We start from the raw sequence: 14,585 nt of genomic DNA on the forward strand, positions 1-14,585 counted from the left end.
AGCCGTTTTCGATGCCGCAGCCGATACAGCTCAAGGACCACGAGAAGGACGCCCGTCTGGTCCGCGCCCGCGTCATCGTCGGCGGGGTGGCGATCTTCCTGCTCGCCCTGGTGCTGGTGGCGCGCATGTATCACCTGCAGGTGACGCAGTACGACTACCACTCGACGCTGTCGGAGAACAACCGCGTCCACGTGCAGCCGATTCCGCCCAATCGCGGGCTGATCTTCGACCGCAACGGGGTGATCATCGCCGACAACCGCCCCAGCTTCAGCCTGACCATCACCCGCGAGCGCACCGAGAACCTGCAGGAGACGCTCAAGACCCTGGTGGAGATCCTCGGCCTCACCGAGGAAGACAAGGCCATCTTCGAGAAGCGCATGAAACAGGGGCGCCGGCCGTTCGAGCCGGTGCCGATCATGTTCGAGCTGTCCGAGGAGCAGATCGCCCGCATCGCGGTGAACCAGTACCGCCTCAATGGCGTCGACGTGGCTGCGCAGTTCGTCCGCCATTACCCGCTGGGCGAGCACTTCGCCCACTCGGTCGGCTATGTCGGGCGGATCAACGAGGCGGAACTGAAGAAGCTCGACCCGGTGGCCTATTCGGGCACCCACCACATCGGCAAGACCGGCGTGGAAAAATTCTACGAGGACGCGCTGCACGGCACGGTTGGCTACGAGGAAGTCGAGACCAACGCCCGCGGCCGCGTCCTGCGCGTGCTCAAGCGCACCGAGCCAGTCTCCGGCCGTGACATCGTGCTGAGCATCGACAGCAAGCTGCAGGCTGCCGCGGAAACCGCACTGGCCGGCCGGCGCGGCGCCATCGTGGCGATCCAGCCGTCCACCGGCGAAGTGCTGGCCATGGTCAGCCAGCCCGCCTACGACCCCAACCTGTTCGTCACCGGCATCAGCTTCAAGGACTATGCGGCCCTGCGCGATTCCGAGGACCGCCCGTTGTACAACCGCGTGCTGCGCGGCCTGTACCCGCCGGGCTCGACGGTAAAACCGGCGGTGGCCATCGCCGGCCTCGATGCAGGCGTCGTGACGCCCTCCAGCCGAGTGTTCGACCCCGGCTATTACCAACTGCCGAACTACGACCACAAGTACCGCAACTGGAACCGCATGGGCGACGGCTGGGTGACCCTGGAGACCGCGATCATGCGCTCCAACGACACCTACTTCTATGACCTCGCGCATAAGCTGGGGATCGACCGCCTGCACGACTACATGAGCGAGTTCGGCTTCGGTCAACGGGTCGCCCTGGACATGTACGGCGAAGCGGAGGGCCTGATGCCGTCGCGCCAGTGGAAGCGCGCGCTGCGCCGACAGGCCTGGTTCCCCGGTGAAACCCTGATTCTCGGCATCGGCCAGGGCTACATGCAGGCCACGCCGCTGCAGCTGGCGCAGATGACCGCGCTGCTGGCCAACAAGGGCAAATGGATTCGACCGCACCTGGCCAAGACCATCGACGGCAAGCCGCCGGTCGACGAGGACCCGATGCCGGATATCAAGCTCAAGGACCCGAACAACTGGAACCTGGTGGACTACGGCATGCAGCAGGTAGTCCATGGGGCTCGCGGCACCGCGCACAAGGTTGGCGCCACCTCCGTCTACCGCATTGCCGGCAAGTCCGGTACCGCGCAGGTCGTCGCGATCAAGCAGGGCGAGAAATACAACCGCTCCAAGCTGCTCGAGCGCCACCGCGACCACGCCTTGTTCGTCGGCTTCGCGCCGGCAGACAACCCGCAGATAGCCGTGGCCGTGATGGTGGAGAACGGCGAGTCCGGCTCCGGCGTTGCCGCCCCCGTGCTCAAGGCCGTGACCGACGCCTGGTTGCTCGACGAGACTGGCAAGCTCAAGGCCGAATACGCACCGCAGACCACGGCGGAGGCGCCCAAACCATGACCATGAACGGAAATTTCGACCGCACGCTGTCCAGCGAAGACGTGATGAAGCGGCGCTCCAGCCTGCTGCAGCGCCTGCACATCGACGGCCTGCTGCTCCTGCTGCTGGTGACCCTCGGCTCGGTCGGCCTGTTCGTCCTCTATTCTGCCAGCGGCAAGAGCTGGGACCTGCTGATCAAGCAGGCCTCGTCCTTCGGCCTGGGCCTGGGCGCGATGTTCGTGCTGGCGCAGATTGAGCCGCGCTTCCTCGCCCGCTGGGTGCCGCTGGGCTACCTGATCGGCGTGGCGCTGCTGGTGGTGGTGGACGTGATGGGCCACAACGCCATGGGGGCGACCCGCTGGATCAACATTCCCGGGGTGATCCGCTTCCAGCCGGCGGAATTCATGAAGCTGCTGATGCCCATGACGATCGCCTGGTACCTGTCCAAGCGCTCGTTGCCGCCGGGCTTCAAGCACAGCGTGGTGGGCCTGGCGCTGATCGTCGTGCCGTTCGTGCTGATCCTCAAGCAGCCGGACCTGGGCACCGCCATGCTGGTGCTGGCGTCCGGCTCCTTCGTGCTGTTCGTCGGCGGGCTGCGCTGGCGCTGGATCATCATGGCCGTATCGGCCGCGGTGCCGGTCGCCGTGGGCATGTGGTACTTCGTCATGCACGACTACCAGAAGCAGCGCGTACTGACTTTCCTCGACCCGGAAAGCGATCCGCTGGGTACCGGCTGGAACATCATCCAGTCAAAAGCGGCCATCGGTTCCGGCGGCGTCTTCGGCAAGGGCTGGCTGCTGGGCACGCAGTCCCATCTGGATTTTTTGCCCGAAAGCCACACGGACTTTATCATTGCCGTGCTCGGCGAAGAGTTCGGCCTGGTCGGCGTATGCCTTCTGCTGGTGCTGTACCTGCTGGTGATCTACCGGGGGCTGGTGATCACGGCGCAGGCACAGACGCTGTTCGGCAAGCTGCTGGCCGGCAGTATCACCATGACCTTCTTCGTGTATGTGTTCGTCAACATTGGTATGGTCAGCGGATTGTTGCCAGTGGTGGGGGTACCGCTGCCCTTTATCAGTTACGGCGGAACTTCGCTGGTGACCCTGATGTCAGGGTTCGGCGTTTTGATGTCGATTCACACCCACCGGAAGTGGATCGCCCAGGTTTGATGACAAGAGTGAAGAAAGGAATGCAAGTACTGCGCGCCTGGGCTGCCAGGGGGGTGCATTGGGTCGGAATCGCGGGGGCGATCGGCATGTCCGGCGCCGCTGGCGCGGGCGACTACGATGGTTCGCCCCAGGTCGCCGAGTTCGTCAGCGAGATGACCCGTGACTACGGCTTCGCCGGCGAGCAGCTCATGGGTCTCTTCCACGACGTGGAACGCAAGCAGTCCATCCTCGACGCCATCTCCCGCCCCGCCGAGCGGGTGAAGACCTGGAAGGAATACCGGCCGATCTTCGTCACCGACGCGCGCATCAACCGCGGGGTGGACTTCTGGAACCAGAATGCCGAGGCCCTGGCCCGCGCCGAGCAGGAATACGGCGTGCCGGCCCAGTACATCGTCTCCATCATTGGCGTGGAGACCTTCTTCGGCCGCAATACCGGCAACTTCAAGGTGATGGACGCGCTGTCCACCCTGGGCTTCGACTACCCGCCGCGCGCCGACTTCTTCCGCAAGGAGCTCAAGCAGTTCCTGCTGCTGGCCCGCGAACAGCAGGTCGACCCGCTCAGCCTCACCGGCTCCTATGCCGGCGCCATGGGCCTGCCGCAGTTCATGCCGAGCAGCTTCCGCGCCTACGCCGTGGACTTCGACGGAGACGGCCACATCAATATCTGGAGCGACCCCACCGATGCCATCGGCAGCGTCGCCAACTACTTCAAGCAGCACGGCTGGCACACCGGCGAGCCGGTGGTGTCGCAGGCGGAAATCGGCACCTCGACCGCCGAAGACGCGCTTACCCAGGGCCTGGAACCGCAGATGAACCTCGGTCAGCTACGCTCTCAGGGCTGGCGAACCCATGACGTGATCCGCGACGACCTGATGGTGACCGCCATGCGCCTGGAAGGCGCGCAGGGCACCGAGTACTGGGTCGGGCTGCCGAACTTCTACGTGATCACCCGTTACAACCGCAGCGCCATGTACGCCATGGCGGTCCATCAGCTGGCCGGCGAGATCGCCAAGGCACGAGGTGTCCATTGAGCAAGCGAATCGCAAGTCCCGGCCTCTGGTCGCTGGCCGCCTGCGTTGGCCTGAGCACCGTGTTCCTCGCCAGCTGTACCGGCAACCGCGCGCCCCAGCAGCAGCCGGTGGCCAGCAGCGGCATTTCCGGTCCCTATGACTACAACCGCCCGCACCGCGACGGCGCGCCCTGGTGGGACGTCGACGTGTCGCGCATCCCCGATGCCGTGCCGATGCCGCACAACGGGCCGTTCAAGAACAACCCCTACACCGTGCTGGGCAAGACCTACTACCCGCTGAACAACGCGAACACCTACAGCGTGGTCGGCACCGCCTCCTGGTACGGCACCAAGTTCCATGGGCAGGCCACCGCCAACGGCGAGCAGTACGACCTGTACGGCATGACCGCCGCGCACAAGACCCTGCCGCTGCCCAGCTACGTCCGCGTGACCAACCTGGACAACGGCAAGAGCGTCATCGTCCGCGTCAACGACCGCGGCCCGTTCTATTCCGACCGGGTGATCGACCTGTCCTTCGCCGCTGCCAAGAAGCTCGGCTACGCCGAGACCGGCACCGCCCACGTGAAGGTAGAGGGCATCGACCCCGACCGCTGGTGGGCCTCCCAGGGCAAGCAGCCGCCGATGATCATGGCCCTGCCGAAGATGGCCGCGCAGCCTGCCGCACAGCCGCAGGCGGTCGCCATGGCCCAGCCCATCGAAACCTATACCCCGCCGCCAGCGCAGCACGCCGTGCCTGTGGCGCCGGTCCAGATCGACTCAAAAAAAAACGCTTCATTACCAGCCGATGGCCTGTATCTCCAGGTGGGTGCCTTCGCCAACCCGGACGCTGCGGAGCTCCTCAAGGAGAAGGTCGGCGGCCTGACGGGGGCGAAATCCTTTATCAGCTCGGTCGTGGTCAACCAGCAGACCTTGTACCGAGTGCGCCTGGGACCGATCGGAACGCAGGATGAAGCAAGTCGGATGCAGGACAGCATCCGCGTGGCCAACCTTGGCCAACCCAAGCTCGTGCGCCTGGACTGAGATTCCACCGCCCGCGCCGCAGCGGCCCGCCAGAGGTTGCAGCACCCGAGTTCCCCTCAAGGGGATTGTTTGACCATTAGTGAACCCCAGAGAGACGGATGAACATCTTCAACTTCGCCAAACGCCTGTCCTTGCTCGTGTTGTTCAGCGCCCCCGTGGCCAGCTGGGCAGCTGAAGTCGTTCCCGCCGCCCCGCAGCTCGCGGCCAAGGCCTGGGTGCTGATGGACGGCGCCAGCGGCAACATCCTGGTCGAGAACGCCGGGGACGAGCGCCTGCCGCCCGCCAGCCTGACCAAGCTGATGACCGCCTACATCGCCACCAAGGAAATCGAAGGCGGCCGCATCGCCGAATCCGACCTGGTCACCGTCAGCGAACACGCCTGGCGCACCGGCGGCTCGCGCATGTTCATCAAGGTCGGCTCCCAGGTTTCGGTGAGCGACCTGCTGCACGGCATCATCATCCAGTCGGGCAACGACGCCTCCGTCGCCCTGGCCGAGCACATCGCCGGCAGCGAAGACGCCTTCGCCGACATGATGAACACCACCGCGCAGAAGCTGGGCATGACCAATTCCCACTTCATGGACGCCACCGGCCTGCCCAACCCGGACCACTACTCGTCCGCCAAGGACATGGCCACCCTGGCCCGCGCCATCATCTACGGCGAGCCGACCCACTACGCCATCTACGCGCAGAAAGAGTTCTTCTGGAACAACATCAAGCAGCCCAACCGCAACCTGCTGCTGTGGCGCGACAAGACCGTCGACGGCCTGAAAACCGGCCACACCGACGAGGCCGGCTACTGCCTGGTGGCTTCCGCCGTGCGTGATGGCCAGCGCATGATCGCCGTGGTGTTCGGCACCAACAGCGAACAGGCTCGCGCCGCCGAGACCCAGAAGCTGCTCACCTACGGCTTCCGCTTCTTCGAAACCCAGACCTTCTACAAGAAGGGCACCGAGCTGACCAAGGCCATGGTCTGGAAAGGCTCCGAGCACGAAGTCAAAGCCGGCCTGTCCGAAGACCTGACCATGACCGTGCCGCGCGGCCAGCTCAAGCAGCTGCAGGCCAACATGGTCGTCGAGCCGAACCTCATGGCGCCGATCCAGCAGGGCCAGGTCATCGGCAAGGTCGAGGTCAAGCTGAACGACAAGGTCGTCCGCACCGCCGACCTCGTCGCCCTGAACGCCGTGGAAGAAGGCGGCTTCTTCCGCCGCATCTGGGACAGCATCCGCCTGTTCTTCTTCGGCCTGTTCAACTGACCGCCCGTCCCGGTCTTGTACTTTTGTATACAAGACCGGGATTGACCCGCCCGCGCGGTCGCAAACTCGGGTAAAATGCCCGCCTGCGACTGCCTGGTCCCCGTGGCCCGGCGGCCGAAGTCCGATCCACCCGGAGCGTCCCCATCCCGGACGCTCATGCGGAGGCGGGCCACCCGCCCGCGAGAGCCATGACTGATACCCCTGATTCCGTCGATACCAGCGAACAGCCCGCACCGAAGATCGAGTTCCCCTGCGAACGCTACCCGATCAAGGTCATCGGCGACGCCGGCGAAGGCTTCCCCGACCTGGTCGTCGAAGTCATCCAGCGTCACGCTCCGGACCTCGACATCACCACCCTGGTCACCCGTGACAGCCGCAACGGCCGTTTCCTGTCCGTGCAGGTGCTGATCACCGCCACCGGCGTCGACCAATTGCAGAACATCCATAAAGACCTGCGCGCCACCGGCCGCGTCCACATGGTGCTCTGATGGGCGAAACGCTGGGCTTTCGTGAGCTGGGTATCCTTCCTTACGAGCCGACCTGGCACGCCATGCAGCGCTTCACCGCCGAGCGCGAACCCGTCACGCCCGACGAAGTCTGGCTGCTCGAACACGAGCGCGTGTTCACCCAGGGCCAGGCCGGCAAGGCCGAGCACGTGCTGTTCCCTGGCGACATCCCGGTGGTCCAGGTCGACCGCGGCGGCCAGGTGACTTACCACGGCCCCGGCCAGCTGGTTGCCTACCTGATGCTCGACGTGCGCCGCTCCGGCATTGGCGTGCGCGACCTGGTTTCGCGCATCGAGCAGAGCCTCATCGGCCTTCTCGACAGTTACGGCGTCACCGCTGTGTCCAAACCCGACGCTCCGGGCGTCTATGTGGACGGCGCGAAGATCGCATCCCTCGGCCTGCGCATCCGCAACGGCCGCTCCTTCCATGGCCTGGCCCTCAACGTGGACATGGACCTGGAACCCTTTCGACGCATCAATCCCTGCGGTTACGCAGGCATGGCCATGACCCAGCTGAGTCAGCTGGCCGGCCCCATCGCATTGGCCGATGTGCGCGAGCGCCTGCGTGGCGAACTCGTCGAACGCCTTGGCTACGCGGCACAGAAGACCCTAACGGGCGGGATCCAACCTAGATGAGCACTGTTGTGGAGAATTCCGGCCAGGCTGCTCCGGCCGCCAAGCCGGGCAAGGTGGAAGTCGGCGTCAAGCTGCGTGGCGCAGAGAAGGTCGCGCGCATTCCGGTGAAGATCATCCCCACCGACGAACTGCCGAAGAAGCCCGACTGGATTCGCGTGCGCATCCCCGTCTCCCCCGAGGTCGACCGCATCAAGCAACTGCTGCGCAAGCACAAGCTGCACAGCGTCTGCGAGGAAGCCTCCTGCCCGAACCTGGGCGAGTGCTTCTCCGGCGGCACCGCGACCTTCATGATCATGGGCGACATCTGTACCCGTCGCTGCCCGTTCTGCGACGTCGGCCACGGCCGTCCGAAGCCGCTGGATGTCGATGAGCCGACCAACCTCGCCATCGCCATCGCCGACCTGCGTCTGAAGTACGTGGTGATCACCTCGGTGGACCGCGACGATCTGCGTGACGGTGGCGCCCAGCACTTCGCCGACTGCCTGCGCGAAATCCGCAAGCTGTCCCCCGGCGTACAACTGGAGACCCTGGTCCCGGATTACCGTGGCCGTATGGACATCGCCCTGGAAATCACCGCCAACGAGCCGCCGGACGTGTTCAACCACAACCTGGAAACCGTGCCGCGCCTGTACAAGTCGTCCCGTCCGGGCTCCGACTTCGAGTGGTCGCTCGACCTGCTGCAGAAGTTCAAGCAGATGGTCCCGCACGTACCGACCAAGTCCGGCCTGATGCTCGGCTTGGGCGAGACCGACGAGGAAGTCATCGAAGTCATGCACCGCATGCGCGAGCACGACATCGACATGCTGACCCTCGGCCAGTACCTGCAGCCCTCGCGCAACCACCTGCCGGTGCAGCGCTTCGTCCACCCGGACACCTTCGCCTGGTTCGCCGAGGAAGGCGAGAAGATGGGCTTCAAGAACGTCTCCTCCGGCCCGCTGGTACGCTCCTCGTATCACGCCGACCAGCAGGCCCACGGTACCAAGATCGGCTGACCTGCGCCGGCATCGCCGGCCGCTATGCGTCCTCCAGAAGGCCGCTTCCGCAAGGAAGCGGCCTTTCTTTTTGGCGCGATGATTCTCCGCCGAGTTGCCGGCCCGCGGCATCCTGGTGCGAGCACTGGTCCGCAGGTGATTTTCCCTTGAAGCGTCGGCATTTGCGACGGCGGTGTTTAAGTCCTACGGATTTTTCCTATTGATCCAATGAGAAACGCGGGCAGGTGAATGTTCTATTGGGTAGGAAGACGGAATGGTGGAGGGCGGCGAGGGGATAGGGCTGCGCCTGTGTTGAGAAGATTCCCATGATCAGGGGCGGATTGGCTGACTGCGAAGCGAGTATCGCGCGACGCAAAATTCATATCGACGCGAGCCATTGAAAAGAACTGGCAGCGGAGGCCGCGACGGGGACAGGCAGCGATGCCTGGTATGCGGCTCAACATCGATCGTTAGGCGGCCCCCCGACCACCCTAAATTCTGCAGAGTGAACCCAATGAAAAAGCTGCTTGTAGCTGCAATCCTCTCCTCCGTTTCCGTTGGCGCTTTTGCCTACGACGCCGAGGTCAAATTCAGCGGCGAAGTGCTGAACCAGACCTGCGAGATCAACGGCAAGAACGACGGTTCTGACGTCCAGACTGTCACTCTGCCAAAGGTCAACAAGAGCGCTCTGGCCGGTGCAGACAGTTGGGCTGGTAATACTCCGTTCCAGTTCAAGCTGACTAATTGCCCGGTTCAACTGACCAAGGCCAAATGGGAACTGCGCGGCGAAGTTGATGCCGCGGGCACCCTGAAAAACACCGGCGCGGGCACCAATGCCACCGTGCGCCTGATTGATCCGGCCAATAACTACATCAACATCCAGACCGACGCTGGTTATTCCTTCACCCCGGCCGCCGATGGCAGCGCCACGCTGAACTACATGGCGCAGTACTACTCTCAGGCCGGCTCGGCGACCCCAGGCCCGCTGGAAACCGTTGGCTACTGGACCCTGACCTACTAATCGGTCTACCGCCTCATTGGCGGTAGCGGCTAGTCGCAACATCCGGAGGGGGGAGGGTAACCCCTTCCCTTTCCCTTCGGTTTTCAAAGGTGTTGAAGTAATGGCAAGTCTGACTTCCAAATCCCTGTGGTTCGCCGGCTGCCTTGGGATAGGCATGCTCTGCTCCAGCCTGGCGACTGCGGGCATCGTCATCCAGGGCTCGCGCGTCGTCTACCCGGCAAAAGAACGCGAAGTAACGGTCAAGATGAACAATATGTCCGACCAGCCTTCGCTGGTTCAGGCCTGGGTGGACAAGGGCAACGATAAGCTGACGGCCGACAAGGCTGATGGCCCCTTCCTGATTACCCCCCCCATCGTCCGTGTCGAGGCCAAGAAAGGCCAGGCGCTGCGCCTGATCTACACCGGCGATGAGGCTGCTTCGAAGAAACAGGAGACCGTTTTCTGGCTGAATGTCCTTGATGTCCCTCCGATGCCGAAGGACAAGGATTCCAACTTCCTGCAGGTGGCCATACGGTCGCGGCTGAAGATCTTCTATCGTCCGGAGGGCCTTGTCGGCACTCCTATCGAAGCAGCGAAGAACCTCCACTGGACGCTGGTGCAATCAGCGGCTGGTTACGCGCTTCGGGTCAAGAATGACGCTGCGTTCCACGTCTCGTTGGTAACCGTTGATCTGGCAGGCGGCCCCAAGTCGTTCGCGGTCAAGCCCGAAGACCTCCCGCTGGTGACACCCAACAGCAGTGTGGACATTCCACTACGAGGGGTCACGTCGCTACAGGGTGCCGGTGCCAAGGTGGTTTACCAGTGGGTCAGTGACTATGGCTCGCTGAATAAACAGGAAGCCGCACTCTAAGTTACGAGCGTCGACTAGCGGCACCGCATCCGCGGCCGGGCTGCCGCTGCGTCTATTTCATCCCTGCATGTCCCTCTCCTGGGGCAGGGGGCGGTGTCGTCCGCGGTAAATGGATGAATACAGAGAAGATCATGGACATAATGCAAGGCAGGCTCCCTTCACAGCATCGGCGTTCGCGACTGGCAATCGCGGTGGCGTCTTCCGTGACTCCGTCGGTATCCATGGCCTGTGGTCTGCTGCTCGCCACGGTCCTCATGTCGGGTAGCGCATCGCTCCAGGCGGAGGAGCAAGCGGCTCCTGAAACCTCGGCAGCCAAGGGGGCCTCGCCGAGCTTTGCTGCGTTCAACCCGAGCTTCTTTGACAATGACGGCGCGGCACCGGGGGTCGATGTTTCCCGTTTCGAGAACGGCACGCCGGTGACGCCGGGGGAATACCGGCTGGATGTTTATGTCAATGACAGCTGGGTAGGTCGCATGCCGGTTCGAGCCGTGGCGGACAGTTCCGTCAGGAATGCGGCATCGCACTATTGCCTCAAGGCTCCGCAGTTCCGTGAGCTAGGCGTGGATATCGAGAAGTTGCCGCCCGAGAACCAGAAGCTGATCGTAGGCGACTGCGTTGATTTCGGCGCCGCCGTGCCCGACGGCAAGATCGATGTCGACCTGTCCGAACTGACTGCGCATGTATCGATCCCGCAGCTCTATGTCGGCCGCCCCCTGCGTGGTTACGTTGACCCGTCGCAATGGGATCGCGGCGTCACAGCTGGCTTCCTGAACTACAACACCAACCTGTACAAGACGGACAGCCACGGCAGCGACTCCACTCAGGGGTTCGCAGGCATCAACGCAGGCGTCAACCTGGCGGACTGGCGTGTCCGCTACAACGGGAGCTACAACCGCTCCAAGTCCGACGGTAGCCCGACCCAGAGCAATTATCAGTCGCTCAGTACCTACGCACAGCGGGACGTCACGGCGTTGAAGTCACAGCTCACTGTTGGCGAATACTATTCCCCCAGCGACCTGTTCGACTCCGTGCCCTATACCGGCGTGCAACTGGCCAGTGATGATCGGATGCTGCCTGACTCCCAGCGTGGCTTCGCCCCGAGTATCCGAGGGGTCGCCGAAAGCAACGCTCGAGTACAGGTCAAGCAGGGCAACAACGTTATCTACGAAACGAGCGTCGCTCCCGGACCGTTCGAGATCAACGACCTGTACAACACCGGTTATGCGGGTGACCTGACGGTGGAAGTCACTGAGGCCGACGGCCGTGTGAAGTCCTTCCTGGTCCCCTACGCCTCCATCACCCAGTTGGTACGTCCTGGTGTGACGCGCTACAGCGCGACGGCTGGCAAATACCGTGACGACACGCTCGACCGCGAGCCGAACTTCGCCCAGGGTACCTACCAGTATGGCGTGAGTAACCTGATGACTGTCTATGGTGGCGGCATCCTGGCGAACACCTATCAGTCCGGACAGGGCGGCCTGGCGTTCAGTACGCCGATGGGGGCGCTGGCGGGGGATGTGACAGTGTCCCGCGCTACCGATCTGCCCATGGATCGATACGGCATCAAGCGTGACATGAATGGCCAGAGCTATCGGCTGACCTATAGCAAGCTGCTCGAAGCGACCGCTACCAACATGACCATCGCGGCTTACCGCTTCAACAGCGAGAACTACCTGAGCTTGCAGGATTACGCCCAGGTTTGGGGACGTCTCGATCCGCAGTATCAGTTCGACCGGCAGCGCAATCGATACCAGCTCACACTCAATCAGCCGGTGGGAGAACAGAGCTCCTTCTATATCAACGGGTCGAAGCAGGATTACTGGAACCGCAGCGGTAGTGACACCAGCTACCAGGCTGGCTACAGCACTGGCTTCAACTGGGGGTCTCTGGGGGTAAGCGCCTCGCGTACCAACAACCAGTATGGCGACTACCAGAACACCTACATGGTCAACGTCAACGTGCCGATTGGCGCCGAAAGCGGCCGGCCGCTGACCCTCACCACCAACGTGTCCGCCACTGACGACAAGAACAATAGCGTCCAGACCACCCTTAGCGGAACAGCGGGGGAAGAGCGTGAGGTCAGCTACGCCGTGTTCGGCTCGGGCAACAAGGTGGACGGAGACCGCACCTACAACGGCGGCGCCAACGCTACTTACAACTCGCCCTATGCAACCTACAACGCCAACGCCAGTGCCGGCGACAGCTACAAACAGGCCGGCCTGGGTGTGCGCGGTTCCGTCGTGGCGCACCCAGGTGGCATCAACTTCAGCCAGAACCAGGGCGAGACCATCGCTGTTCTTGAAGCCAAAGGCGCCGAAGGGGCTTCGGTCAGTGCCAACGTCGGTGCCAAGGTGGCGAGCAACGGTTATGCCGTGGTCGGCGGCCTGACTCCGTATCGACAGAATGACCTGGATATCGATCCGAAGGGTACCTCCAGCAACGTCGAACTCCAGGTTACTCAGCAGAGCGTCGCGCCGCGTTACGGCTCGGTGGTGATGCTCAAGTATCCCACCGTCAGCGGCGTGGCCGTGCTCATGTCCGTGCGCCGTGATGATGGTGAGCTGGTTCCGATGGGGGCCGACGTGCTCGATGCCAAGGGTAACAGTCTGTCCATGGTTGGTCAGGGCGGCAAGGTGTTCCTGCGAGGGCTTGAGCCCCGGGGCGAACTGTTGGTCAAGTGGGGTGAAGGCTCCGGCCAGCGTTGCCAGCTCAGCTACCAGCTGCCTGCCGAAAAAGCGAGCGGTACGGCTTTCATGAAAGCCGATGCCACTTGCCGGGCGGTGCTGGATAAGCCGCAGGTTGCGCAGCGGTAGGGAAGGGAGCATCGAAAAAACAGGATCAATTACCTCGTGGCATGTGATTTCCGTTATCCAGCGCTGCTGGACCTGCGGAGTTGGTAGGTTGAAATACTCATCAAGGTTAGGCGTTACGGCTTTGCGATGTGCCCTTCCAGGGGCGCAAGGCTGACGGAGTGGTTATGAAGTCTGTTGTTCGTACATTGGTCAGATGGGCAGGGCTGAAGCTGCTTGCGGCAGAGCGTGCTGACAAGGCCGCTCACACGGCCGGTGCGCATCGTCTTGGGATGGGGGGGGCGCTAGCCACCCTGGTGGGGCTATTGACGGTTGCGGATGGGGCCTGGGCTACCTGCTCCAATTTCATTATGGGCTCGGGCACCCTGAATGCGCCTAGTACGCTAACGGTGCCGCGCGATGCCACGGCAGGCACTGTTATTTACGATACCCAGTGGCAGCTTAGCGGGGTCGGCCAGGCGACTTGCCAGGGGGGCGAAACTTGGACCATGGGAATACCTGGTGGAGCCACCAGCACAAATCTTTACCGGGTCTACCAGACGGGTGTGCCGGGTATTGGTTTCAAGGTGGCATATAATAACAATGGTCCGAATTGGGACATTGACACTACTCCGCCGAGCCACGTCCTGCAGTCGGGCATCAAGTATGAGTGCAATCCGGGGGGCTGGCCCGGTGGTACGGGCTGCGCGTTGTGGAGTACCACCTATAAGCCGGGCGGTTATTTTCGCATGCAGTACATCGCCCTTGGTACGCCCATTCAGAGCGGTACTTCCTCGCTTCCCAACCCTATCGCTCAGGTCTATTACGGCGGAGGGTTGGTCAACCAGGCTTACTTCCCCAACAGTACCTTCGTGGTCAATGTTCGCGGTTGTGAGGTGACGAACCAGAACATTGCGGTCCCGATGAAGCGTGTGCGGGTGGCTGACTTCACGGGCGCTGGGAGCAAACAGGGGCCCACACCGTTCAATATTCCGGTCAAGTGTGATTCGGGCGTGTCGGTCTACTACCAACTCGATGGCACTCGTCCTGCTGGAGTTACCGCGACGAACGTGCTCACCAATACCGCCACCGGTTCGGATGCCGCCACTGGAGTCGGGATTGCTCTCTACAAGGGCGACAGCTCCAGCAATACGGCTCAGACCCTGGCGCAGTCCGTCTACGTCGGCAGATCAACCAGTGATGGCCAGATCATGAATATTCCGCTCACCGCCTGGTACTTCCAGAACTCCAGCACTCGCCCTGGTCCTGGACATGTTCTCGGGTTGGCGACTGTGACGTTCAAGTACCAATAGACGGCCAACCTTTTCCGGGCTGTAGGAATGGGGTGACTGCAAATATCGCTCGATCCTGCTTACACAAGGTTGTGCCTGATAGTGGCATCCGGGGCCAGTCTTTATCGTTAGTGGCTGGCGCTTTCCGGCACGCAAGGCCGGGGGT

At 62.9% G+C, this 14,585-nt stretch carries 12 protein-coding genes; all 12 read left to right on the top strand.

Translation table 11 applies throughout. The annotated features are described in order from the left end of the window. The first annotated feature begins 11 nt into the window (after positions 1-11). Positions 12-1,901 carry a penicillin-binding protein 2 gene (gene mrdA / locus IB261_RS03710; RefSeq protein ID WP_192224564.1) on the top strand — a complete coding sequence of 630 codons (1,890 nt, stop codon included), beginning with the start codon at positions 12-14 and terminating at the stop codon, positions 1,899-1,901. Between the two features lie 44 nt (positions 1,902-1,945). Continuing rightward, positions 1,946-3,049, top strand: a complete 1,104-nt coding sequence (gene rodA / locus IB261_RS03715) for a rod shape-determining protein RodA (RefSeq protein WP_138216950.1) — start codon at positions 1,946-1,948, stop codon at positions 3,047-3,049. Positions 3,050-3,057: 8 nt separating this feature from the next. Next, complete coding sequence (gene mltB / locus IB261_RS03720) at positions 3,058-4,080, top strand: lytic murein transglycosylase B (protein WP_138216917.1); 1,023 nt, start codon at positions 3,058-3,060, stop codon at positions 4,078-4,080. After that, positions 4,077-5,099 (top strand): septal ring lytic transglycosylase RlpA family protein, encoded by a 1,023-nt coding sequence (locus IB261_RS03725; protein WP_139791516.1) that lies wholly within the window; start codon positions 4,077-4,079, stop codon positions 5,097-5,099. The genes mltB and IB261_RS03725 overlap by 4 nt, the downstream gene beginning before the upstream one ends. Before the next feature lie 98 nt (positions 5,100-5,197). Then, the gene (locus IB261_RS03730) at positions 5,198-6,355 is read left to right on the top strand and encodes a D-alanyl-D-alanine carboxypeptidase family protein (RefSeq protein ID WP_081517144.1); all 1,158 of its coding nucleotides are present in this window, start codon (positions 5,198-5,200) and stop codon (positions 6,353-6,355) included. A 188-nt stretch (positions 6,356-6,543) separates the two neighbouring features. Beyond that, positions 6,544-6,843, top strand: coding sequence for a DUF493 domain-containing protein (locus tag IB261_RS03735; RefSeq protein WP_045215124.1), 300 nt, complete (start codon positions 6,544-6,546; stop codon positions 6,841-6,843). Further along, positions 6,843-7,496, top strand: coding sequence for a lipoyl(octanoyl) transferase LipB (gene lipB, locus IB261_RS03740; protein ID WP_045215121.1), 654 nt, complete (start codon positions 6,843-6,845; stop codon positions 7,494-7,496). Before IB261_RS03735 ends, lipB begins: the two co-directional genes overlap by 1 nt. Next, positions 7,493-8,488: a lipoyl synthase gene (gene lipA / locus IB261_RS03745; RefSeq protein ID WP_192381490.1), complete on the top strand. Its 996-nt coding sequence runs from the start codon at positions 7,493-7,495 to the stop codon at positions 8,486-8,488. Before lipB ends, lipA begins: the two co-directional genes overlap by 4 nt. A 493-nt stretch (positions 8,489-8,981) precedes the next feature. Then, positions 8,982-9,488 (top strand): fimbrial protein, encoded by a 507-nt coding sequence (locus tag IB261_RS03750; RefSeq protein WP_192381491.1) that lies wholly within the window; start codon positions 8,982-8,984, stop codon positions 9,486-9,488. A 100-nt stretch (positions 9,489-9,588) separates the two neighbouring features. Continuing rightward, on the top strand, positions 9,589-10,338 hold the full coding sequence (locus IB261_RS03755; protein WP_192381492.1) for a fimbria/pilus periplasmic chaperone: 750 nt from the start codon (positions 9,589-9,591) through the stop codon (positions 10,336-10,338). 113 nt (positions 10,339-10,451) lie between these two features. Further along, on the top strand, positions 10,452-13,151 hold the full coding sequence (locus IB261_RS03760) for a fimbria/pilus outer membrane usher protein (RefSeq protein ID WP_192381493.1): 2,700 nt from the start codon (positions 10,452-10,454) through the stop codon (positions 13,149-13,151). A 164-nt stretch (positions 13,152-13,315) separates the two neighbouring features. After that, positions 13,316-14,440: a fimbrial protein gene (locus IB261_RS03765; protein WP_192381494.1), complete on the top strand. Its 1,125-nt coding sequence runs from the start codon at positions 13,316-13,318 to the stop codon at positions 14,438-14,440. Positions 14,441-14,585: the final 145 nt, after the last annotated feature.

This window comes from Pseudomonas sp. PDM20 (assembly GCF_014852575.3).
GTDB lineage: Bacteria > Pseudomonadota > Gammaproteobacteria > Pseudomonadales > Pseudomonadaceae > Pseudomonas.

What these genes read in the sequence shown, in the direction of transcription:
- mrdA (WP_192224564.1), top strand. Translation starts at nt 12, where the DNA reads ATGCCGCAGCCGATACAGCTCAAGGACCACGAGAAGGACGCCCGTCTG.
- rodA (WP_138216950.1), top strand. Translation starts at nt 1,946, where the DNA reads ATGAAGCGGCGCTCCAGCCTGCTGCAGCGCCTGCACATCGACGGCCTG.
- IB261_RS03730 (WP_081517144.1), top strand. Translation starts at nt 5,198, where the DNA reads ATGAACATCTTCAACTTCGCCAAACGCCTGTCCTTGCTCGTGTTGTTC.
- IB261_RS03735 (WP_045215124.1), top strand. Translation starts at nt 6,544, where the DNA reads ATGACTGATACCCCTGATTCCGTCGATACCAGCGAACAGCCCGCACCG.
- lipB (WP_045215121.1), top strand. Translation starts at nt 6,843, where the DNA reads ATGGGCGAAACGCTGGGCTTTCGTGAGCTGGGTATCCTTCCTTACGAG.
- lipA (WP_192381490.1), top strand. Translation starts at nt 7,493, where the DNA reads ATGAGCACTGTTGTGGAGAATTCCGGCCAGGCTGCTCCGGCCGCCAAG.
- IB261_RS03750 (WP_192381491.1), top strand. Translation starts at nt 8,982, where the DNA reads ATGAAAAAGCTGCTTGTAGCTGCAATCCTCTCCTCCGTTTCCGTTGGC.
- IB261_RS03755 (WP_192381492.1), top strand. Translation starts at nt 9,589, where the DNA reads ATGGCAAGTCTGACTTCCAAATCCCTGTGGTTCGCCGGCTGCCTTGGG.
- IB261_RS03760 (WP_192381493.1), top strand. Translation starts at nt 10,452, where the DNA reads ATGAATACAGAGAAGATCATGGACATAATGCAAGGCAGGCTCCCTTCA.
- IB261_RS03765 (WP_192381494.1), top strand. Translation starts at nt 13,316, where the DNA reads ATGAAGTCTGTTGTTCGTACATTGGTCAGATGGGCAGGGCTGAAGCTG.